This window comes from Caldichromatium japonicum (assembly GCF_011290485.1).
In the GTDB taxonomy this organism is placed as follows: domain Bacteria; phylum Pseudomonadota; class Gammaproteobacteria; order Chromatiales; family Chromatiaceae; genus Thermochromatium; species Thermochromatium japonicum.
The window spans coordinates 311,228-331,941 of the sequence record NZ_CP048029.1 but is presented as its reverse complement, the minus strand read 5'-3'; the positions used below and the strand labels follow the sequence as shown (position 1 = coordinate 331,941).

General features: G+C 60.4%; 21 protein-coding genes and 1 other RNA gene. 12 read left to right on the top strand and 10 right to left on the bottom strand.

The annotated features are described in order from the left end of the window. Positions 1-3 precede the first annotated feature (3 nt). From GWK36_RS01520 to rph, 5 genes are all read right to left on the bottom strand, one after another. A complete protein-coding gene (locus tag GWK36_RS01520; RefSeq protein WP_166269473.1) occupies positions 4-579 on the bottom strand; it encodes a YggT family protein in 576 nt (191 codons plus the stop codon). Next, positions 576-1,406 carry a pyrroline-5-carboxylate reductase gene (proC, locus tag GWK36_RS01515; RefSeq protein ID WP_166269471.1) on the bottom strand — a complete coding sequence of 277 codons (831 nt, stop codon included), beginning with the start codon at positions 1,404-1,406 and terminating at the stop codon, positions 576-578. Before proC ends, GWK36_RS01520 begins: the two co-directional genes overlap by 4 nt. Before the next feature lie 63 nt (positions 1,407-1,469). After that, positions 1,470-2,162, bottom strand: a complete 693-nt coding sequence (locus GWK36_RS01510) for a YggS family pyridoxal phosphate-dependent enzyme (protein WP_166269469.1) — start codon at positions 2,160-2,162, stop codon at positions 1,470-1,472. Continuing rightward, positions 2,159-2,764, bottom strand: a complete 606-nt coding sequence (gene rdgB, locus GWK36_RS01505; protein WP_166269467.1) for an RdgB/HAM1 family non-canonical purine NTP pyrophosphatase — start codon at positions 2,762-2,764, stop codon at positions 2,159-2,161. The genes GWK36_RS01510 and rdgB overlap by 4 nt, the downstream gene beginning before the upstream one ends. Positions 2,765-2,790: 26 nt before the next feature. Continuing rightward, entirely contained in the window at positions 2,791-3,510 is a 720-nt protein-coding gene (gene rph / locus GWK36_RS01500; RefSeq protein WP_166269465.1) for a ribonuclease PH, read from the bottom strand. Between the two features lie 319 nt (positions 3,511-3,829). Here rph and GWK36_RS01495 point away from each other — a divergent pair, with 319 nt between their 5' ends. Together GWK36_RS01495 and GWK36_RS01490 are read left to right on the top strand one after the other, a co-directional pair. Next, positions 3,830-5,314 carry an IS1182 family transposase gene (locus GWK36_RS01495; protein ID WP_166269463.1) on the top strand — a complete coding sequence of 495 codons (1,485 nt, stop codon included), beginning with the start codon at positions 3,830-3,832 and terminating at the stop codon, positions 5,312-5,314. A 392-nt stretch (positions 5,315-5,706) separates the two neighbouring features. Continuing rightward, positions 5,707-6,834 (top strand): porin, encoded by a 1,128-nt coding sequence (locus tag GWK36_RS01490; RefSeq protein WP_166272338.1) that lies wholly within the window; start codon positions 5,707-5,709, stop codon positions 6,832-6,834. A 100-nt stretch (positions 6,835-6,934) separates the two neighbouring features. On the opposite strand, the gene rpiA is transcribed toward GWK36_RS01490, so the two are convergent. From rpiA to GWK36_RS01465, 5 genes are all read right to left on the bottom strand, one after another. Next, a complete protein-coding gene (gene rpiA / locus GWK36_RS01485) occupies positions 6,935-7,594 on the bottom strand; it encodes a ribose-5-phosphate isomerase RpiA (protein WP_166269461.1) in 660 nt (219 codons plus the stop codon). A gap of 89 nt (positions 7,595-7,683) precedes the next feature. Next, positions 7,684-8,274, bottom strand: coding sequence for a 5-formyltetrahydrofolate cyclo-ligase (locus GWK36_RS01480; RefSeq protein ID WP_166269459.1), 591 nt, complete (start codon positions 8,272-8,274; stop codon positions 7,684-7,686). A gap of 12 nt (positions 8,275-8,286) precedes the next feature. Beyond that, positions 8,287-8,475: non-coding RNA, 6S RNA (ssrS, locus tag GWK36_RS01475), on the bottom strand. Between the two features lie 14 nt (positions 8,476-8,489). Then, on the bottom strand, positions 8,490-8,873 hold the full coding sequence (locus GWK36_RS01470) for a cell division protein ZapA (protein WP_166269457.1): 384 nt from the start codon (positions 8,871-8,873) through the stop codon (positions 8,490-8,492). After that, positions 8,870-9,079: a TIGR02449 family protein gene (locus GWK36_RS01465; protein ID WP_166268950.1), complete on the bottom strand. Its 210-nt coding sequence runs from the start codon at positions 9,077-9,079 to the stop codon at positions 8,870-8,872. The genes GWK36_RS01470 and GWK36_RS01465 overlap by 4 nt, the downstream gene beginning before the upstream one ends. 105 nt (positions 9,080-9,184) lie before the next feature. Here GWK36_RS01465 and GWK36_RS01460 point away from each other — a divergent pair, with 105 nt between their 5' ends. From GWK36_RS01460 to GWK36_RS01415, 10 genes are all read left to right on the top strand, one after another. Beyond that, positions 9,185-9,766, top strand: coding sequence for a UPF0149 family protein (locus GWK36_RS01460; protein WP_246237614.1), 582 nt, complete (start codon positions 9,185-9,187; stop codon positions 9,764-9,766). Further along, the gene (gene pepP, locus GWK36_RS01455) at positions 9,763-11,070 is read left to right on the top strand and encodes a Xaa-Pro aminopeptidase (RefSeq protein WP_166269453.1); all 1,308 of its coding nucleotides are present in this window, start codon (positions 9,763-9,765) and stop codon (positions 11,068-11,070) included. The genes GWK36_RS01460 and pepP overlap by 4 nt, the downstream gene beginning before the upstream one ends. A 2-nt stretch (positions 11,071-11,072) precedes the next feature. After that, a complete protein-coding gene (gene ubiH, locus GWK36_RS01450; protein WP_166269451.1) occupies positions 11,073-12,311 on the top strand; it encodes a 2-octaprenyl-6-methoxyphenyl hydroxylase in 1,239 nt (412 codons plus the stop codon). Next, complete coding sequence (locus GWK36_RS01445) at positions 12,304-13,503, top strand: UbiH/UbiF/VisC/COQ6 family ubiquinone biosynthesis hydroxylase (RefSeq protein ID WP_166269449.1); 1,200 nt, start codon at positions 12,304-12,306, stop codon at positions 13,501-13,503. The genes ubiH and GWK36_RS01445 overlap by 8 nt, the downstream gene beginning before the upstream one ends. Positions 13,504-13,537: 34 nt before the next feature. Next, the gene (locus GWK36_RS01440; RefSeq protein ID WP_166269447.1) at positions 13,538-14,791 is read left to right on the top strand and encodes a 6-phosphofructokinase; all 1,254 of its coding nucleotides are present in this window, start codon (positions 13,538-13,540) and stop codon (positions 14,789-14,791) included. Between the two features lie 151 nt (positions 14,792-14,942). Beyond that, positions 14,943-15,491, top strand: a complete 549-nt coding sequence (gene ppa, locus GWK36_RS01435; RefSeq protein ID WP_166269445.1) for an inorganic diphosphatase — start codon at positions 14,943-14,945, stop codon at positions 15,489-15,491. Between the two features lie 53 nt (positions 15,492-15,544). Then, positions 15,545-16,018, top strand: a complete 474-nt coding sequence (gene moaC / locus GWK36_RS01430; protein WP_166269443.1) for a cyclic pyranopterin monophosphate synthase MoaC — start codon at positions 15,545-15,547, stop codon at positions 16,016-16,018. Between the two features lie 125 nt (positions 16,019-16,143). Then, a complete protein-coding gene (yihA, locus tag GWK36_RS01425) occupies positions 16,144-16,758 on the top strand; it encodes a ribosome biogenesis GTP-binding protein YihA/YsxC (RefSeq protein WP_210756899.1) in 615 nt (204 codons plus the stop codon). 55 nt (positions 16,759-16,813) lie between these two features. Beyond that, positions 16,814-19,117: a PAS domain-containing protein gene (locus tag GWK36_RS01420; protein ID WP_166269441.1), complete on the top strand. Its 2,304-nt coding sequence runs from the start codon at positions 16,814-16,816 to the stop codon at positions 19,115-19,117. A 109-nt stretch (positions 19,118-19,226) separates the two neighbouring features. Next, positions 19,227-20,432 carry a type II secretion system F family protein gene (locus GWK36_RS01415; RefSeq protein WP_166269439.1) on the top strand — a complete coding sequence of 402 codons (1,206 nt, stop codon included), beginning with the start codon at positions 19,227-19,229 and terminating at the stop codon, positions 20,430-20,432. Positions 20,433-20,714 lie beyond the last annotated feature (282 nt).

Sequence of the window (20,714 nt, the reverse complement as noted above, 5' to 3'; positions counted from 1 at the left end):
GTTTTACACTGGACTTGCCACCAACCATTTGAGCGGTGGGATCAACAACATATTGAGCAGGACCAGGACGATCATGGCCGCAAGCGGTGCCAGATCGATCCCGGCGATCGGAGGCAGGAGCTGCTTGAACGGACGCATGACCGGCCCGGTGAGTTGATCCAATAGCCGGTTGGCCGGATTCGCGGGATCTGGGTTGACCCAGCTCAGGATCGCGCGAATCAGGATCGAGAAGAGAAAAAGATTGATGAACAGCTCAACCATGCTCGGAATCGCCCAGAGAAAGGCGCCCAAAGGCGAACGGCCCAGTCCGACGATCCAGACGATCAAACCGAGCTCAGCCGCAGACAGCAGCCAGATCAGCACCAGGGCCGCAAGATCCAAGCCGCCATAACCAGGGATGATCCGGCGCAAAGGGCGCAAGGGGGCCGAGGTCAGCCTGACCACCGCCTGAGAGATCGGGTTGTAAAAATCGGCGCGTACCCATTGCAGCAGAAAGCGCAACGCCACCGTCGCCGTATACAACCCAAATAGGGTTTGGACCAGAAAGACCAGCGGATCGATGAGATAGGATGAACTCATGCCGACTCCGAGAGGATGCGCGATAGCTCGACAGCGCGGTCGCGGGCAGCGCGGGCAGCGCGCTCGACCAGGCCGCGCAGATTGGCTTCGGCAAAGACGGCGAGCGCCCGCTCGGTGGTCCCGCCTGGCGAGGTCACCCGTTCGCGCAACCGTGCCGGCGGATCGGTGCTTTCCATCGCCATCTTGGCCGCCCCGAGCGCAGTCTGCAAGGTCAGGAGGCGGGCGGTCTCGGCCTCTAGACCCAGCTCGATCGCCGCCTGCTCCAAGGTCTCCATGAGCAGGAAGAAATAGGCCGGCCCGCTGCCAGAGATAGCGGTGACGGCATCGATCGCTGCCTCATCCTCGACCCAGCGCACCAGACCCACGGCGCGCAGGATGGTCTCGGCACGATTGCGCCCCTCGGCATCGACCTCTGGGCTGGCATGCAGACCGATGGCACCAGTCTGTAACATCGCTGGGGTATTGGGCATGGCACGCACCACTGGGACTGGGCCACCAAGCCAGCGTTGGATGGTCCGCTCGGTCACCCCCGCCATGACCGAGACCACGAGCGGGCAGTGTTCGCTGACCATCGGTCCAAGCTCGGCGCAAACCATCGCCGCCATCTGCGGTTTGACGCAGAGGACCAAGGTCCCGGCCTCAGCGAGCCCTTCGAGATTGCTGGCCAGGGCACGCACCCCCAAGGCTGCTTGCAGGACCTGTCGGCGCTCGGGGTCGGGATCGGAGACCTGGATCTCAGCGGGTGTATAGCCATCGGCGATCAGACCAGCGATGAGACTAGCGGCCATGTTACCGCCACCGATAAAGCGAATCTTGACTGTCGTCATGGATCACTCATCTTGAGGTCTTAAACGAGACTGTGGCCCATTTTACGCCTAGTTTGCCAACACTTAAGTACGGTTACCGAATAAGGCAGTACCAACACGCACCTGGGTCGCCCCTTCCAGGATCGCTGCCTCCAGGTCATCGGACATGCCCATCGACAAGACGGGCAGCGGATGCGATGGGGTCGCCAGGCGGTCGCGTAGCTCGCGCAGCCTCCGGAAGGGGCGGCGTTGGGCTTCCTCCCCCATAGCCGGTGCCGGCAAGGTCATCAACCCGCAAACCTCGAAGTTCGGTAGTGATTTACAGGCGGCAAGCAGTTCGGGGAGTGCCTCGGGTGCGACCCCGGATTTGCTAGCCTCGCCGCTGAGATTGACCTGCAGACACACCCGCAAGGGCAAACGCTCAGGGGGGTGCTGGGCGCTGAGGCGTTCGGCATGGTGGCGATCGGCCAAACCATGGACCCAGGCGAAATGGGCGGCGAGCGCACGGGTCTTGTTGGCCTGGATGCGCCCGATGAAATGCCATTCGATGTCCTTCAGGTCGGCAAGCTCGGCCTGTTTACCCAGGGCCTCTTGCACATAGCTCTCTCCAAAGGCCCGCTGCCCTAGGGCATAGAGAGCGCGGATGGCCGCCGCCGGCTGTTGTTTGCCGACTGCGATCAATTGGATGGTTTCAGGCGATCTGCCGGCGCGTTCGGCCGCAGACCGGATACGTGCCATGAGCCGCTCATAATTGGCGGCGATGTCCTGCGGATTCATGCTGCAAACCATTGGCGCAACCGCTGTAAGGCCTGGCCGCGATGACTGAGCTGGTTCTTGAGCTCTGGATCGAGCTCAGCGGCGCTGCAACCCTGCGTTGGGACCAAAAAGACCGGGTCATAGCCAAAGCCCTGGGTCCCGCGCGGCTCGAACAGGATGCGACCCTCCCAGGTGCCTTGGCAAACGAGTGGCATGGGGTCCTCGGCATGGCGCAAATAAACGATCGCGCACTGAAAACGGGCGGTGCGCTCGGCCTCGGGGACGCACTGGAGTGCATCGAGCAGCTTGCGCAGGTTCTCCTCGTCCGTGGCCTTGGGTCCGGCATAACGGGCGGAATAGATCCCAGGGGCACCAGCGAGCGCATCGACCTCGAGCCCCGAGTCGTCAGCGATCGCCGGTAGACCCGTATAGCGGCAGGCCTGCCGCGCCTTGAGGATCGCGTTCTCGACAAAGCTCAGGCCCGTCTCCTCGACCGCTGGCACACCATATTCCCCTTGACTGCGAACCTCGAAAGGGAGTCCCGCAAGCAGGCGGGCGATCTCACGCATTTTGCCTGGGTTGTCACTGGCTAGGATCAAGAGTCCAGCGGAGGGTAAACGCATCTTCCTGAACTCGATTCAGAGGAGGCTCAACCGCCGTTCAAGACCGCACACTGGGCAGCTTGAATGGCGCGGATACCCGACTCCCCCAGGGATAACAGGGCGTCGAGTTCATTGCGGCTGAAGGGCTGCGCCTCAGCGGTCCCCTGGATCTCGATGAAGCGCCCTTGCTCATCCATCACCAGGTTCAAATCGGTCGCAGCGGTCGAATCCTCGGCATAATCGAGATCAAGCACCGGTATCCCCTCCCAGATCCCCACCGAGACCGCAGCGACCTGCGCCCTAAGCGGATCAACGGTCAATGCACCACTGTCAAGCAGACGGTTGATCGCCAGGCGCAGGGCCAGCCAGCCGCCGCTGATTGCTGCCGTGCGCGTCCCGCCGTCGGCCTGAAGCACATCGCAATCCAGGGTAATCGTTCGCTCGCCCAGCGCCTTAAGGTCCACCGCCGCCCTGAGACTGCGCCCAATCAGGCGCTGAATCTCCTGAGTACGCCCGCTTTGTTTGCCCCGCGTTGCCTCGCGTGGGGTACGTTCGGCGGTTGCGCGTGGCAGCATCCCGTATTCGGCCGTTACCCATCCCTGTCCCTTGCCCTTGAGAAAGGGCGGCACATTGGGATCGAGACTGGAGGTGCACAACACATGGGTATCGCCGAATTCGACGAGCACTGAGCCTTCAGCATACCGAGTAAACCCCAGGGTGAAACGGATCAGACGCAGCTCGTCAGGGCGGCGTTGAGAAGGTCGCATGCGCTTTCTTACACCCTATCTATACCTTAAAACTCTAGATTCCAGAAGCTATTCGCAACCGATCTACTCAACCATTCATTGAGCGGGAAACTCATTGATCCATACCATGATCGGCGCATGTGTACCTGGTATGCAACACTGAGCCCAGTCGCGGCGCCCCAGACAGTTCATCAGCGCCCGGGATCCCCTGGGTACAGCCAGTTTACTGGTATCGCGAAAACTTTAGCACTAAGATATCTTAAAACTTGGCGTTGAAACTGTCGAAAAAGGGGCGAATCCACCTTAAACGATTGGGGTTTACTCTGGCAGAGGTGACCCCATGCCAAAATTCAAACCCTGCAACTACGACCAGATGGTCATGCTGCCCATCTCCCTCGAAAACCAGATCCTCCCCGGCAGCCTGGAGCACACCATTCACGAAGTGGTCGAAAAGCACATGGACCTTTCGGTCTTCGACCAGCGCTACAACAACGACGAAACCGGCGCAACCGCCATTCACCCCAGAATCCTGCTCAAAGTCATTTTGCTGGCTTACGCCCGCGGCTTGCTCAGTTCCCGACAAATCGAGCGCGCCTGCGTCGAAAACGTCACCTTCATCGCGCTCGCCTGCGGCTATTCCCCCGACCACAGCACCATCGCCAACTTCGTCTCAACCATGCAGGAAGAAATCGAGAGCCTCTTCTGCGACGTCCTGCTGGTGTGCGAAGAGATGAACCTGCTCGGCGGCTCGCACTTCAGCCTGGACGGGGTCAAACTCTCCGCCAACGTCTCCAAAGAGTGGAGCGGCACCTTCGACGAACTCAAGCGCAAGCGCGATAAGTTGCAGGAGAAACTGCAGCAGGCGATGGCAGACGCCCAGCCGGAGGTCGAGTTGGAACGCCAGCAGCAGCGCGAGAGACGCCTGCAGCGGGCAGTCGAACGGTTGGAGCAGTTCCTGCAGAGCGAACAGCCCAAGACGGGCAGCGACGGCAAAGAAATCCAGAGCAACGCCGTGGACAACGAATCGGTCAAGATGCCCACCGCCCACGGCGTCGTGCAGGGCTACAACGCGCAGGCGCTGGTCGATTCCAAACATCAAATCATCCTCGCCGCCGAAGCCTTCGCCACCCAGGACCACGACAATCTCGAGCCGATGTTGACGGGTGCGAAAAAGAATCTCAAGGCGATTGGCAAGGACGAGACCTTCTTTCAGGGCAAGACCCTGACCGCAGACAGCAACTATCATAGTGTGGAAAGCCTGACGTTCTGCCAGACTGAAGGAGTGGACGCCTACATCCCCGACATCCAGTTCCGCAAACGCGATGAGCGCTTCGCCGATCGAGACCGTTTCAAGGGTGGACAGCAGAAGGAAGCGCCCTTCTCGCTGACGGATTTCACGTTCGACCCCGACCGACAACGGTATCTCTGTCCCCAGGGGCGGGAACTGACCCTGCACGCCCGCAGCCAGCGCAACCGCTATCGCATCTACGACGTCTACCACGCCCGCCCCCAGGACTGCGCCGCCTGTCCGCTGCGCGAACGCTGCCTGAGCAAGCCCTCCGCTTCCCGCCGCTATCTCTCCGTTCCGACCGCGCAGCCGCCCAATCTGCTCGACGAGATGAAGGCCAAAATTGACAGTCCACAGGGCAAGAAGATTTACGCCCGCCGTTTAGCGATGGTCGAGCCGGTCTTTGCGAACATTTGCGTTCACAAACACATGAACCGCTTCACGCTGCGCTCGAAAGCCAAAGTGGATGTACAATGGAGATTGTACGCACTGGTGCACAATATTGGTAAAATCTGCGTGTTTGGGACGTTGAATTAGCCGAGAACGAGAGCAAATCTCTGCCCCAACCGCCTGGCATGCCCCCTCACCCCGCCGCGCCAGCCGCCCCAGGCAGGTTTCGCTCCGCGAAAAACGGTTTTTAGACAGTTTCGTTGGGTCTATTTAGACACAGGTTAGACACAGCATGGCACCTCTCGATTAACAAGGCAGCCAGGACGACTCAGGCTTGAGCATCTGCCGCACTTAGGCTGTAGCATGTCCTGCCATCAATTCCAGTTGTTGCAAAAAAAAAACAGTAAATGCCAGTGTGTCTTTTTTAGCCTAATCTGTTGCAAAACGCCATTCGGTGCTCTATAGTTCACAACGCAAAGCATGATTGCGCGCGGTTTCTGCAGTCAAACGAGACAAATTCACAACACCGGAGAATTCTTATGAAGAAAAAACTTCTAACCCTAGCAGTCGCTGCCACGATGGTTGCCCCAGTTGCTGCAACGGCCGATGCCATCCTCTATGGCAAGCTGCATATGTCGATCGACTGGGCAGATGTCGAAGGTACCGGTTTTAAGGGCTGGGGGCTGAACGGTCGTGGTGCGATCCCGGGCGAAAGCCGCGCCAACCGGATCGGTGTCAAGGGCTCCGAGGACCTGGGCAATGGGCTCAAGGCCATCTACCAGGTCGAGTTCGGTATTAGGATGACCGAAGAGAGCACCAGGGGCAACGCTGCATCGGGAGCAGATGATAGCATCACGATGCGCAACAGCTTCGCCGGTTTGACCGGCGATTGGGGTACCTTCGTGGTCGGTCGCAACGATACCCCCTACAAAAACTCGACCGCAAAGCTCGACCTCTTCTCCGATACAATGGCGGACTACAACGGCACGGCCAAATTTGACGATATCCGCGCTGACAACGCCATTGCCTATGTAAGCCCGAATCTTTCCGGCTTCCAGCTTGCCGGAGCTGTCCATGCCGGCGGTGCCTCGACGGCGGGCTATGGCGAAAACCTCAATTCAGATACCTTGGCCGAGGCCTACTCGATCGCAGGCATCTATAGCAATGGCCCCTTCTACGCCTCTCTGGCCTATGAGTCGCTCAGCAACGAGCTGTTCATGAATACCGCAGTCAGCAGTAATCGGCTTTCACCAAGCTATGTCGCTGATGACTATACTAAGTGGCGCGTTGGCTTAGGGATGCTCGACTGGAACGGTTTCACCTTGGCAGGTATCTATGAGGAGCAATCCGATCTGCCCAGGGGCCAGATCAGCCCGGCCACCACGAACGACTCGCTGAAGCTCTGGCAGATCCAGGCTGGTTACAGCTTCGGCAACAACATGATCAAGGCCATGTATGGCAATGGTAACCGCGACGGTCGCGTCCCGCCCGGCGCACCCAAGAATGTGCGGGATGCCATTGATGGCGACTATTACACCTGGGCGGTCGCTTTTGATCACAACCTGAGCAAACGCACCAAGGCCTATATCCTTTATACCCAGACCAACGACGACCTTCCAAACACAGACTGGGATGGTTTCTCAATCGGCATGATCCATAACTTCTGATCCTGCCGCTCCCGAAATACGGGATACACCTAAGGCGCGGGGCTTTAAAAGCCCCGCGCCTTTTTATGTCATCAAACCCCTTTTTATGTCATCAAATCCCTCAGCTGCGCGCGATGGTCTGTGGACCGTTTTGCGTGCCCAGGATCAAGACATCGGCTGGGCGCAAGGCAAAGATCCCGACCGTCACTACCCCAGGGATATTATTGATCTGTTGTTCGAGCGCCTTGGGGTCGTGGATACTTAGACCCTGTACATCCAGGATGACATTACCATTATCGGTAACAAAACCCTCGCGCCATACCGGCGTCCCGCCCAATCTGACCAATTCACGCGCCACGAAACTGCGCGCCATAGGGATCACCTCGACCGGCAAGGGAAAGCGTCCTAAGACCTCAACCAGTTTGCTCTCATCGGCGATACACACAAACCGGCGGCTGGCCGCAGCGACGATCTTTTCGCGGGTCAGCGCTCCGCCGCCGCCCTTGATCAACTCAAGTTGATGATTGGCTTCATCCGCCCCATCCACATAGAGTCCCAGCTCACCTACGGCATTGAGATCCAAAACAGGGATCCCATGCTGTTTCAGGCGCTCGGTTGAGGCCTCGGAGCTGGACACTGCACCCTCGATCCGATGGCAGATGCGCGCCAAGGCGGCGATGAAATGATTCACGGTCGAGCCGGTCCCAACGCCGATCACGCCGCCTTCGACATAGTCGAGCGCCGCCTCCGCTGCCTGTTTCTTGAGCTCGTCTTGATACATACGCTGCGCGTCCTCCTATTGTTAAACCCCAGGCGAAAGCTAGTCATGGCTGCGATCCCTGGTTTAAGTCATGTGTCACCGAACCGCTATCAAGGTAGATAACAACCCGCTTCGGTTAGGATCATATCAAGCCGAATGTCCCAAGGCTTGGCCTCGATGTGCTCTACCCGCTGGCATTCATGGGCAACACCGACCAGACGCGGGCGCTGCCAATGGGTATAACGCCGCCGATAGGCCAGGGTGCGGTCATAAAAGCCGCCGCCCATACCTAGACGGTTACCGTGAGCGTCAAAACCGACCAGAGGCAGGATGATGAGATCGAGGTGACGTATCGGAATGAGCTGCCGCCCGCATTGATGCGGTTCAGGAATACCAAAACGGTTGAAGCGCAGTGGTCCGTCCGGGCGATAGCGGGCGAACCACAGGGATTTAGACCGGCCCAGCGGGTTTAAGACAGGGAGATAGACATGCTTGGCGCGGGCATGAGGCCGATCCAGCACGGGGCGCGGATCGATCTCGCCATCTGCCGGCCAATACAATGCCAAACGACGGGCGCGGAGGAAAAATGGATGTTTGCCCAAATGCCTAGCCAGCCTTCGGGCATGAAGGCGTTGAAGACTTGGGGAAAGGGCGCGCCGCGCGGTACGCAAGACCTGTCTGAGTTGACTGCTATTCTGCATTCGGGAAAACAGACACCCCCCGCTGGTGGCGCTGCCTGCCTTTGTTCTTGAACCGCGAGGTTCAAGGGGGGACGGTCGGCGTGGCCTTAAGGCTTTCCGCTCGGCGGCGGACTTGCACACTGGCTGCACACACTCGCATCCCCTGGGTAAGGATTAGGCTCAAGAATATACCCAGGCCGCTGACGCACACCGCAGGGGGTGTCTTAAGGACTAGGCTATACCTTTTCGCGCGGGGCGTCCAGTGCGGATTGAGATACGGGCTCAGGCTGATCGAACCGAGGAGGTTCGCAGAGTTCATCCCTTTCGCCTGCAAGGGCCTGATTGACCCGCTCTTGTAATTGTTGCAGACGACGATTGAGCTCATTTTCAGTACCGGCGCAGGCGCGTTGTAGCTGAATGAGGTCATAGGCGATATTGAGTGCCGCCATCACAGCGATGCGATCGGTGCCAACCACGCGACCCGTCTGGCGAATCTCACGCATGCGGTTGTCAAGCAGTCGCGCCGATGCCTTTAAATCGTCCTGTTCATGGAACTCGCAAGCGATCCGATATTCCTTGTCGAGGATCTTGATGGTCAGTTGCAACGGCTCTTCGATCACAGATGTTCCTCCATCGCGCGCAGTCGCAACAGCATAGCCTCAAGGCGGGTGCGCGCCTGTTCGTTTTTTCCGATGAGCTCAGCGCGCTCGGCCAAAAGCAACGCCTGATGCGCGCGCAAGGAAGCGTTTTCGTCTTTCAGGCTCTCGTTTAAGCGAATCAGGGCATGCACACAGTGTTCAAATCGATCGAGATCGAATTTGGCCAAGGTCGGAGACTCCGTAAGAGTGTACTCACTATAGAAGGGGCTTTGCGGGCGGTCAATCCGCCAGGGCCGTGCTATGATGGCAGCGTCGTCTCCCAACATCCGCGGGTGCACTCTCAGGAGGTTGCTACGGATACCCTCGTCCCTGATATCGCGCGTTATCTCGAGTCGGGCTGCCTCTGCCCGACCCTCAGTGAGGCCCACGGTATGCTCTGCGGCCTCATCTGCGCCGGTGAACCCAAGGCTGTGGATGTTTGGCTAGATCAGATCATACCCGCAGGCGACAATAACCCGCCCTCGCCGGATACGGGGCGAGTCGTCTTATGCGAGTGGGCAGCGGGCATCTCTGCCCATTTTCAAGCCCCTGAGCGAGTCTTGGATCTCCCCTCCCCTGACGACTCGGCACCCCTGCGCGAACGGGCCTTGTGGCTTTACGATTGGACGCGGGGCTTTTTATATGGACTGGGTCTGCATAGCCTCGGCATCGCCGACTGCTCTGCCCAGGGGCGTGAGATCATCGCCGATCTCACGGCCATCACCCAGATGGATCTCGGCCAGCTCGACGACAGCGAGGATAACGAACAAGCACTCGCCGAGCTCATCGAGTTCGTGCGCGTGGCCGTGATGTTGCTCCACGCTGAGCAGACATCGGCCAAGCAGACAGCCCCAACGCCCATCGCTTCGTCATGACCCCTGCCGAATACCTGCGTCGCCGCCGACGGCTTGTCAAGGCGATCGGACCCCAGTCTATCGTTATCCTCCCTGCAGCCTCGGAGAGGCTACGCAATCGCGATGTGCACTATCCCTTCCGCCAGGATAGTGACTTTAGCTATCTCACCGGCTTTCCCGAACCGGACGCCTGGTGTGTCCTTGTCCAGAAGCGCAAAGAGGGGGAATTTATTTTATTTTGCCGTCCACGCGATCCCGAACGCGAGCAATGGGATGGCATGCGCATTGGGCCAGAGGGCGCAATCAAGCGCTTCGGCGCCGATCAGTCCCATCCTATGGGCGCCCTTGACGAGGAGATGCCCAAGCTGATCGAGGGCTGCAAGCGTCTGTACTATCCCATCGGAACGAATACCGATCTCGACAACCGGGTCATGGGCTGGGTGCGTCAGGTGCGTGCCAAGGCACGCAGCGGTACCAGGGCGCCAGAGGTCTTGATCGACCTCGGCTCGATCCTACACGAGCAGCGTCTCAAAAAAAGCGCCGCCGAGATCGCTATCCTGCGCCGCGCTGCGCGCATCTCGGCGCAGGCGCATCTCAAACTGATGCGCCTATGCCGCCCAGGTCTGACCGAAGACCGTTTGGCAGCCGAGTTCCGCTATCGCTGCGCGCTCGCCGGGGCATCCGAGCTCGCCTATCCCAGCATTGTGGCCGGCGGTGCCCACGCCTGTGTTTTACACTATATTGAAAACGCCGCCGAGCTGCGCGATGGCGATCTGGTCCTGGTCGATGCCGGTTGCGAGCTGTCCGGTTATGCCTCGGATATCACCCGCACCTTTCCGGTCAATGGCCGCTTCACGCCGGCGCAACGCCAGATCTATGAATGGGTGCTCAAGGCCCAGCAGGCGGCGCTCAAACGCGCTATCCCCGGACGCCGCTGGAACGAACCGCATGAGGCGGCGCTCAAGGTCCTAACCAAAGGGCTAGTCGAGCTGGGTATCTTGGACGGCGATCCGAAACAGCTCATCAAGGACGAGGCCTATAAGCCCTATTACATGCATCGTACCGGCCACTGGCTGGGGATGGATGTCCATGACGTCGGCGACTATCAGCGTGATGGCGAATGGCGCAAACTCGAGCCGGGCATGGTCTTCACAGTCGAGCCTGGGCTGTATCTGCCACAGATCGAGGCGGTCCCCGAGGAGTATCGGGGCATCGGGGTGCGGATCGAGGATACGGTCCTGATCACCGAGGAGGGCCATGAGATCCTGTCAGATGCAGTCCCTAAGGACCCAGAGGCGATCGAGCAGCTGATGCAGCGAGGTTGAGGATGACTGATTTCGATGTGGTGATCGCAGGCAGGGGTCTGGTCGGAGGGAGTCTGGCCTGCGCCTTGCGCCACTTACCGCTTAAGATGGCCTTGATTGAATCGACACCTGCCGGCCCGCCTCATCAACCCGGCCCAGACGATCGGGTGATCGCCCTGTCCTTGGGTAGCCGGCAAATCCTGGGCGGTACAGGTCTATGGCCGGCGATCGCGCCCCTGGCCGAACCGATCCGCTGTGTCCATGTCTCGGAGCGCGGCGCTTGCGGGTTCACCCGCATCAACCATCGGGAGGAAGGTGTCGAGGCCCTGGGCTATGTGACCCCGGCGCGGGTGATCGAGCGTGCCATCGAAGGGGCGCTCGAAACGAGCACCGGTCTCAAGATCTTCCGCCCCGCTCGTCTTGCCCATCATTATGTACGACCTGGCAGGGTCGAGCTTGAAATCGAACTGGCCGGCCAGCGCCAGACCCTGAGCACCCGCTTGCTCGTGGCTGCTGACGGGCATGACTCAGGGATACGCAAGCGTTTGGGTATCAGGGTCGAGGGCCATGACTATGGTCAGGACGCGGTCATCACCACGGTCGAGGTCAGTCGCCCACGTCCAGGCTGGGCCTTTGAACGGTTCACCGACACCGGGCCCCTGGCCTTCCTGCCCATGACCGGCGGGCGTTATTCGGTAGTCTGGTGCTGCCACCCGGAGCAGACCCCGGAGCTGATGGCGCTCGATGATGCGTCATTCGTTGAGCGCCTCCAAGCGCGTTTCGGCTGGCGTCTCGGGCGGCTAGGGCTGCCCTCGCTGCGTCAGGTTCATTCCCTCAAGCTGCGTTTCCTCGGCCAGACGGTCCATGAACGGTTGATCCTGATCGGCAATGCCGCCCATACCCTGCACCCAGTGGCTGGACAGGGGTTCAACCTGGGTCTGCGCGATGTCGCGGCCTTGGCCTCTGTCCTGGACGAGGTAGCGCGCGCGGGGCAAGATCCAGGGGACTCAGCGACCCTCGCCGCCTACCGGCGTTGGCGAGGCCGAGACCAACAGCTCACCGCCATGCTCACGGACACCCTAGCCCGGGTCTTCGTTCCGAGTGTCTGGCCGCTGCGCTTGGCGCGCAATCTCGGGCTACTGGGGCTTGATCTGACACCGCCGGCGCGCCATCGTCTCGCCCGCCATCTCATGGGGCTCGATGGTCCCCGACCCCGACTACCTCTGGCGGGCGGGATTGAGCTGGAGGGCAGCTATGGTTGAGGAGCAGACATTCGACATCATCATCGCCGGCGGCGGCATGGTCGGTGCCGCTTGCGCCTTGGCGCTGATCGGCCAGGGGCTGGAGATCGGGGTGATCGAGCCGCGCCCGCCTCGCACCCATTGGCATGCGGATGAGAGAGACCTCAGGGTCTCAGCAATCAACCGCGCGAGCCAAAGGTTTTTGGAGCGCCTCGATGTCTGGGAGACCATCCGCGACCTCGGGGTCTGTCCATACCGCGAGATGCGTGTGTGGGATGCCCTAAACGGTGCCGAGATCCATTTCGATGCGCAGGGGCTGAACGAACCCGATCTTGGACATATCATCGAGAATCAGATCATCCAGCGCGCTCTATGGGAGTCCCTATCGGCCTGTGAGGAGATAAAGCTGATCTCACCCGTCTCCATCATCGACCTCGAGACCGAGGCGCAAGGGATACGGCTGAGGCTCTCGGATGGGTGTGCTCTGAGAGCGCGTCTGCTCATCGGTGCCGATGGGCGAGACTCACTGATCCGCTCCTTGAGCGGGATCGAGACCCAAGCATGGGACTATGGACAGCGTGCCATCATCGCCCATGTCCAGCCTACGCACTGGCACCGCGCAACCGCCTGGCAGCGCTTCCTGCCGACCGGCCCCTTGGCCTTATTACCCCTGGCCGATGGCCGCTGTGCGCTCGTCTGGTCTGCGGATGAAGATTATGCCGCCGAACTCATGGCACTCGATGAAGCAAGGTTCAATCAGGCCCTGACCGATGCCTCTGAATCCCGGCTGGGGGCACTGAGTCTGGTAAGCCAGCGCCTGGCCATCCCCTTGCGTGCCCATCATGCCCGCGCCTATGTTAGGCCTGGGGTCGCGTTGATCGGCGATGCGGCCCATGCCATCCACCCCCTAGCCGGGCAGGGGGTCAATCTCGGTTTCATGGATGCCGCGGCCTTGGCCTGGGCCATCCAAATGGGCCTTCAGCATGGGCGCGATATCGCTGGCCTGTGGACCCTGCGCCGTTATGAGCGGGCGCGGCGCGGGGCCAATCTCCTGATGCTTCAGGCGATGAATCTCTTCAAGGCGTTATTTGGCAACCGAGAGCCGGCGATCGTGCAGACACGCGCCCTGGGGCTTGGTCTTGCCGAGCGCCTTGACCCCCTCAAGCAGCTGTTCATGCGCCAGGCATTGGGGCTGGACAATGAATTCGCTTAAACACTGCCTGTAACCAACGATTGGGGAGGACCAGATGTCGATCAAGAATGCCTTCTATGCCCAATCCGGCGGGGTGACCGCCGTCATCAATGCCTCGGCCTGCGGGGTGATCGAGACCGCGCGCCAGCATCCAGACCGTATCGGTACCGTCTTTGCTGGGCGCAACGGGATCATCGGGGCGCTCACCGAGGACCTGATCGATACCAGCCAGGAATCGGACGAGGCGATTGCTGCCCTACGCTATACCCCTGCCGGGGCCTTCGGCTCATGCCGCTATAAGCTCAAGAGCCTGGAGGCCAACAAGCGCGAATACGAGCGCCTGATCGAGGTTTTTAAGGCCCATGATATCGGCTATTTCTTTTATAACGGCGGCGGCGATTCAGCGGATACCTGCTATAAGGTCTCGCAGCTCTCGGAGGCCATGGGCTATCCCATCCAGGCCATCCATGTCCCCAAGACCGTAGATAATGACCTGCCGATCACCGACAACTGCCCGGGATTTGGCTCGGTCGCCAAGTACATCGCCACCTCGACCCTCGAGGCCTCGTTTGATGTGCGCTCGATGGCCAAGACCTCGACTAAGGTGTTTGTCATCGAGGTGATGGGCCGGCATGCCGGTTGGATCGCTGCTGCCGGCGGTCTGGTCGAGGATCAAGGCATCCCGGTCGTCATCCTTTTCCCCGAGGTCCCCTTCGATCAAGAGCGCTTTGTTGCGACGCTCAGATCCAAGGTCGAGACATTCGGCTATTGCACCGTGGTGGTCTCAGAAGGCGCCAAACATCCGGACGGGCGTTTTCTTGCAGAACAGGGCACCCGCGATGCCTTTGGCCATGCCCAGCTCGGTGGGGCAGCACCGGTGGTGGCCAACCTGATCAAAGAGACCACGGGCTATAAATACCATTGGGCAGTGGCCGACTATCTGCAGCGTGCTGCCCGTCATCTGGCCTCCAAGACCGATGTCGAGCAGGCATACGCCGTGGGGCGCGCGGCGGTTGAGTTTGCGCTGGCCGGGCATAATGCGGTGATGCCGGCGATCAAGCGTACCAGCAGTGACCCTTACACCTGGGAGATCGAGATGGCACCCCTCGCCAAGGTCGCCAATGTCGAGAAGTTCATGCCGCGCGAGTTCATCTCGGAAGACGGGTTTGGGATTACCCAGTCCTGTAAGGATTATCTCTATCCCTTGATCCAGGGTGAGGACTATCCGCCCTTTGCACGCGGCCTGCCGAGCTATGTGACCCTGAAGAACGCCCCAGTCGCGCGTAAGCTCGCCGATTTTGCCCTCTGAGTCACTGTTGCGCCGCCGGATGAGGCCCAGTACCCGCATCCGGCAGCCAGTCCACTGCCCTGAGCACCACCCCCTACCACGCCAAGACCAGGCCTTTGGTAGAATCCGCTCCTTCCCAGTAACCTTTAAAGCTGAGCAAAAATAGATACCCATGGATCTCTCCAAGGTCTCGCGGGGGGACAATCCCCCCTATACCATCAATGTCATCATCGAGATACCCGCCCATTCCGAACCGGTCAAATACGAAATGGACAAGAAGACCGGCGCCATGTTCGTCGATCGTTTCATGTCCACCGCCATGCACTATCCCTGTAACTATGGCTATGTCCCCCATACCCTGTCTTCAGACGGCGATCCGGTCGATGTCATGGTGGTCACCCCTTATCCCTTGATCCCGGGCTCGGTCATCAAGTGCCGCCCGGTGGGGGTGTTGAAGATGACCGACGAATCGGGCGATGACGCCAAGGTGCTGGCACTGCCGATCGACAACCTCTATAAGGGCTATCGTCAGGTCGAAAGCTTTCGCGATCTGCCCCAATATTTGCTCGAGCAGATCGCCCATTTCTTTGAGCACTACAAGGACCTCGACGAGGGCAAATGGGTACGGGTCCTAGGCTGGGGAGATCGCGAGGAGGCCTGGGCTGAGATCATGGCGAGCATCAAGATGTTTGAGGATGCACCTGAAAAGCCGGCTTTCTAGTCGTTGGTCTAGGTCACCCTATCAGACAGGCTCAAGACCAAGGGTACAAAGTGATGCTGATCCATTTCACCGCCAGCGGTGCAGTGCAGATGGTCGATGTCGGGGATAAGCCTGAGACGACGCGCCGTGCCGTCGCCGAGGGTCGAATCCTGATGCAGCCTGCCACCTTGGCACTGATCGAGTCGGGCGGGCATGCCAAGGGCGATGTGCTGGGGGTGGCGCGGCTCGCCGGGATCATGGCCGCCAAGCGGACCGCAGACCTCATCCCGCTCGCCCATCCCTTGTCGCTGACCCATGTCGCCATCGATTTCGCCCTTGAGCCTGAATCCTCGGCCGTGCGCTGCCAGGCGACGGTCGAGACGGTCGGGTGCACGGGTGTGGAGATCGAGGCCCTGTGTGCCGTCGAGATCGGTCTGCTGACCATCTATGACATGTGCAAGGCAGTCGATCGCGGGATGCGGATTGCCGAGATCCAGCTCATCGAGAAATCGGGCGGGCGCTCGGGTCATTGGCAGCGGGATGCATGATCCCCATTTTGGGGGCAGAGGTTGCCCAGCCCGACCCCTTCAGCCGCCTGCCCTGGTTGAACCGATCTGTCCCAGCCTCCAATAGCGAATCGATGACCGACCTGCGCCTGACCCCCTCTGAGCGGATCGACCCCTTTTATCAGGGGGCGCGCTTTTTGGCCGCTGCTGCGCGGCTCGCTCAGGCCCCGCCCGATCAAGGGCGGGAGGTGGCATTTGCCGGACGCTCGAATGCCGGCAAATCGAGCGCCATCAACGCCATCTGTCATCAAAGATCGCTTGCCCGGACCAGCAAGACCCCAGGGCGCACCCAGCAGCTAATCTTCTTCCAGCTCGATGATGAGCGCCGCCTGGTCGACCTTCCGGGCTACGGCTATGCCCAGGTCCCTTTGGCGGTCAAACAGGCCTGGCAACAAGAGCTGGCGCGCTATCTCGAAAACCGCCGCTCGCTGGTCGGTCTGGTGATCGTCATGGATATCCGCCATCCCCTGACCGAGTACGACCAGCAGATGCTCGCCTGGGGGCAGCGTGTCCGGTTGCCTGTCCTCGCCTTGCTCACCAAGGCCGACAAGCTCAAATGGGGGGCGGTGAAGAGCGCCTGTTTAGCAGTCGAACGTGCCTTGGGCAAGGATCATGCTGTGCTCGAGGTCCTGCCCTTTTCGGCGACCGAGCGGCTCAATGTCGCAGCCGTCCAGTCCGTTTTGGATCTCTGGCTCGGGATCGAGCGCCCATTTTGCACCTGACCCTTTATCGCCGATGCGCCTTGATCCCCCCAGGCCCCATGAGCAACGCGCTGGTTTGCCCAGTCAGTCGTCCACGGACAACGGGATAGGCAATACCCTGCCGCCAGATCCTTGTATCACTGGGCCGGTCGCCCTGCTTGCGTGGCGCCCTGAATCCCATTGGCCGATCGTTTACGCCTCGCCAAATGCTACGCATCTCTTCGGCTATCCGCCTGAACAGATACTGAACCAGGCGTTCATGTCCTTGATCCATCCCGACGACCTAGAGCGGATCACGTCCGAGGTGGTGCATCATCTCAACGCCGGTCCTGAATCTTGGAGCCAACGCTATCGCATCATCCGCGCCGATGCCCAGGTACGCTGGCTATATGACCTGAGGGTCGTTCAGCGTGATGAACTGGGCACGCCGCGCCTGCTCTACGGCTATATGCTCGATGAGACCGAGTATCGCGGGTATGAAGAGGCGTTTCGCCTGTTCGCTGAGACGAGTGCGGAGGCAATCTGGCTTAGCGCTGACCAGGGTTTCATCTATGCCAATCCCGCAGCCTTGCGCTTGACCGGCCATGAGTTGAGCGCCCTCAAGGGCCTGAGTTGGCGCTACCTGAGCGCGCCGCGCGAACACCACCGCCTACCCACCTACTTCGCCCAGATCGAGGCGGGTCGATCCGTGCATACCGTGCTGTGGTTGCATCGCGCCAATCAGTGCGAGGTCCTGGTAGAGCTGGGATTCCACCGGCTTGCCGACGGGTGCCTGCTAGCCATCGGGCAGGCAGCACAGTCGGCGCTCCGCAACCAGGCACCGCTCGACCCGCTGTTACACGGGCTCATCCGCGCCATTCCCGATCTCGTTTGGCTCAAAGATCCCGATGGGATCTATCTCGCCTGCAATGCGCGCTTTGAATCTTTCTTTGGGGCATCCGAGTCCGAGATCATCGGACACACCGATGCCGACTTTGCGGCCCCTGAGCTCGCCGAGCTCTTTCGCCATTATGACCGCGAGGCCATGCGCACCGGGTGCCCGGTCCTCAACGAGGAACGGGCCATCTTTGCCAGCGATGGTCATGAGGAGCTGCTTCAGACCACCAAGATCCCCTTGCGCACCCCCGAGGGTGACCCGCTCGGGGTCTTGGGGATCGCCCGCGACCTCAGCTCCTCTCGCAAACTGCAAGAGGAGCTGAGCGAGGTCCAGGCCATCTATCAAGCCATCTTGGATCAGGCCACGGATAGCATCGTCCTGATCCATGCCGAGACCCTGCGTTTCGTCGCCTTCAACAAGGTCGCCTGTCAGACCCTGGGCTATACGCGCGATGAGTTTGCGCGCCTCGGCATCCCTGATATCCAGGCCGACCTGACCCCCCGCCGACTTGCCTATTGGAGGGACCGGATCAATTGTGTTGGTTGGGGAGACCTCGAGACCGTCCACCGGCACAAAAACGGCGAATTACATCCGGTCGCGGTCACCAATCGCCGGGTCGAAACGCGCCAAGGACCCTGTTGGGTGGCGATCTGGCGCGATCTCAGTGAACACAAGCGGGTCGAGGCCAAGCTGTCCACCTATCGCGAACGACTCGAAACCCTGGTCACAACCCGCACTGCCGAGCTTGAGTCTGCCCGGCTGCGTGCCGAATGCGACCGACTGGTTGATCGCCAACTGCTTGCCGCCTTTTGCCAGGCGGTTTGCCAAATATACGGGATGGCTGCCGAGCATCCGGATGTAGGGTTGAGACCCGGTGTCCGGCCGGAGACAGGGGGCGAGGACGGTCACATCGCTCAGCCGGGCGCGAGTGGGGGCAGCGCATGGCTGGCAGAGATCGGGCGCATGCTCATCGATCGGCTGAGGCCAGCAATGGATGCACAGCAAGCTGCACCCGAGGTTACCTGCACCCCTAGAGACTGTCTGATGCGGGTGATCCAGCTCCTCGAGGGCGAGGCAGCGGCCAAGGGTATTCGCCTGATCTCTCTGGTTGATCCAGACCTACCGAAGGACTTCTGGTGCAATCTGCCCACCTTGGAGCAGATCCTTTTTGCCCTAACCGCCCAGGCTATTGCCTTGAGTGCCGCTGGCCGGATCAGGTTGCACGCCAGGTGCAGCGAGACGGGCGGCCAGGGGCTTGGCATCCGTTTCGAGCTCCAGGGAGATGCCATCCCCAAGGATGCCTGGCCGCGGCAACTGCCTCTCGAACCTCTGGCCGCATTGACCCTAGGCCAGGAGACCTTCCGTTTGGTCAGCATTGGGGCACTTGCCGAGCGTTTGGGCGGTACCCTGGGGATTGACCCAGACCTATCGGCGGTTTGGCTGGATCTGCCCTTGGTATCGTACGGCTCAGCGCAGACCACATCCTCCGGCCCCCAGGCATGAATGATCTTCCCTTTCAGGTTGCATACAGAGGCTCCCGGGCGCATTCAGGGGCGCTAGAGAGCAAGATTGAGCCGCCGCGTCTGAGAAAACTACATAGGGCTCCCACATTATGCCCAAGTTTTTCTACAAGGCCGTCAAACCCGATGGCGAGCTGATCGAGGGCGAGCGCGAGGCGCAGACCGAGCTTGAGGTCATCCGCCATCTCCAGGCCGAAGGCCTGATCCCGCTCGAGGCGCGTACACGCCGGGGCTTTAGCCTATGGGAACGGCGCCCGCGGCGGCATTTGAGCCAAAAGGAGATCGGCCTCATCACCCGCGAGCTTGCAACCCTGCTCGAGGCGGGGATGACCCTGGATCGATCGTTGCAGATCCTGATCGATCTGACCAGCCAGGAGCATCTGGCGCGGGTCCTCACCGACCTTCAGACCCGGGTACGCGGGGGGGCCTCCTTTTCTAGCGCCCTGGAATCCCAGGACCGTCAGTTTCCCCCGCTGTACATCAATATGGTGCGCGCAGGTGAGGCGAGCGGGGCCTTAGAGCAGGTCCTTGATCGTCTGGCCGATTATCTCGAGCGCCTGGCCGAGCTACGCCAGACAGTGATCTCGGCCCTGGTCTATCCCTCGATCCTATTGATCGTCGCTGGCCTCTCGGTGATCCTGCTTTTAGTGTTCGTAGTCCCCCAGTTCACTGTGTTATTTCAGGACATGGGCGCGGCGCTTCCCTTGCCGACGCGGATCGTAGTCGCTGCGGGTGACCTGTTTCGCAATTATTGGTGGGCGATGCTCTGTGCGCTCGCCCTGATCGCCATCCTGCTCGAGCGTTGGCTGCAAACCCCAGAGGTCAGGCGTAGGCTCGATCACTGGGTCCTGGAGCTCCCATTGTTCGGGGATCTCGTCTGGAAGATGGAGACGGCGCGCCTGTGTCATACCCTGTCGGTCTTGCTCAAAAACGGCCTGCCCTTGCTCAATGCCCTGAATCTGGCCAAGGAGGTCGTAGGCAATCAGAAGCTTTTTGGGCTGCTCACCGAGACGAGCGATGACCTCAAGCACGGGCGGGGGCTGGCGGGGCCCCTTGCCAAGCGTCAGGCATTACCGGAGCTTGCACTGCAGATGATCCGAGTAGGCGAGGAGTCGGCGAGCCTGGATGCGATGCTCGCCAAGGTCGCAAGCCTCTATGAGCGCGAGACGCGCGCCAGTATCCAGCGGCTTTTGACCCTGCTCGAACCGGTCTTGATCATCGGTCTAGGGGTGATCGTGGCGGGGATCATCCTCTCTATCCTGCTGGCGATCCTGGGGGCCAATGAGCTGGTCGTCTGATGCGCAACCCTGCACACCCACCTGCCGATGATCCTATCATTCCGGCGCAAGCCGAAACCCATATGCTGTGATCCACCGGACACAGGTCTTCGCCGGAGCGGCGGATTTCAAAGGTTCGATGGGATGATGCGTGTTTGGGTTTAATGGCGTAAACCTTTACCAAGCCCCGAGGATGGATCCGGGCAATCACAACCCCAGGCTCGCTTAAGGATCTATGGTGGAAATGCCTGAGACGAGAGATGATGGCGCTGCTTTAAGGTGAATTTGAGATGGGTCTGTCCG

What these genes read in the sequence shown, in the direction of transcription:
- ubiH (WP_166269451.1), top strand. Translation starts at nt 11,073, where the DNA reads ATGACTGATTTCGATGTGGTGATCGCAGGCAGGGGTCTGGTCGGAGGG.
- GWK36_RS01495 (WP_166269463.1), top strand. Translation starts at nt 3,830, where the DNA reads ATGCCAAAATTCAAACCCTGCAACTACGACCAGATGGTCATGCTGCCC.
- proC (WP_166269471.1), bottom strand. Translation starts at nt 1,406, where the DNA reads ATGACGACAGTCAAGATTCGCTTTATCGGTGGCGGTAACATGGCCGCT.
- rph (WP_166269465.1), bottom strand. Translation starts at nt 3,510, where the DNA reads ATGCGACCTTCTCAACGCCGCCCTGACGAGCTGCGTCTGATCCGTTTC.
- ppa (WP_166269445.1), top strand. Translation starts at nt 14,943, where the DNA reads ATGGATCTCTCCAAGGTCTCGCGGGGGGACAATCCCCCCTATACCATC.
- rdgB (WP_166269467.1), bottom strand. Translation starts at nt 2,764, where the DNA reads ATGCGTTTACCCTCCGCTGGACTCTTGATCCTAGCCAGTGACAACCCA.
- pepP (WP_166269453.1), top strand. Translation starts at nt 9,763, where the DNA reads ATGACCCCTGCCGAATACCTGCGTCGCCGCCGACGGCTTGTCAAGGCG.
- GWK36_RS01520 (WP_166269473.1), bottom strand. Translation starts at nt 579, where the DNA reads ATGAGTTCATCCTATCTCATCGATCCGCTGGTCTTTCTGGTCCAAACC.
- rpiA (WP_166269461.1), bottom strand. Translation starts at nt 7,594, where the DNA reads ATGTATCAAGACGAGCTCAAGAAACAGGCAGCGGAGGCGGCGCTCGAC.
- GWK36_RS01480 (WP_166269459.1), bottom strand. Translation starts at nt 8,274, where the DNA reads ATGCAGAATAGCAGTCAACTCAGACAGGTCTTGCGTACCGCGCGGCGC.
- GWK36_RS01415 (WP_166269439.1), top strand. Translation starts at nt 19,227, where the DNA reads ATGCCCAAGTTTTTCTACAAGGCCGTCAAACCCGATGGCGAGCTGATC.
- GWK36_RS01445 (WP_166269449.1), top strand. Translation starts at nt 12,304, where the DNA reads ATGGTTGAGGAGCAGACATTCGACATCATCATCGCCGGCGGCGGCATG.
- GWK36_RS01490 (WP_166272338.1), top strand. Translation starts at nt 5,707, where the DNA reads ATGAAGAAAAAACTTCTAACCCTAGCAGTCGCTGCCACGATGGTTGCC.
- GWK36_RS01440 (WP_166269447.1), top strand. Translation starts at nt 13,538, where the DNA reads ATGTCGATCAAGAATGCCTTCTATGCCCAATCCGGCGGGGTGACCGCC.
- moaC (WP_166269443.1), top strand. Translation starts at nt 15,545, where the DNA reads ATGCTGATCCATTTCACCGCCAGCGGTGCAGTGCAGATGGTCGATGTC.
- GWK36_RS01510 (WP_166269469.1), bottom strand. Translation starts at nt 2,162, where the DNA reads ATGAATCCGCAGGACATCGCCGCCAATTATGAGCGGCTCATGGCACGT.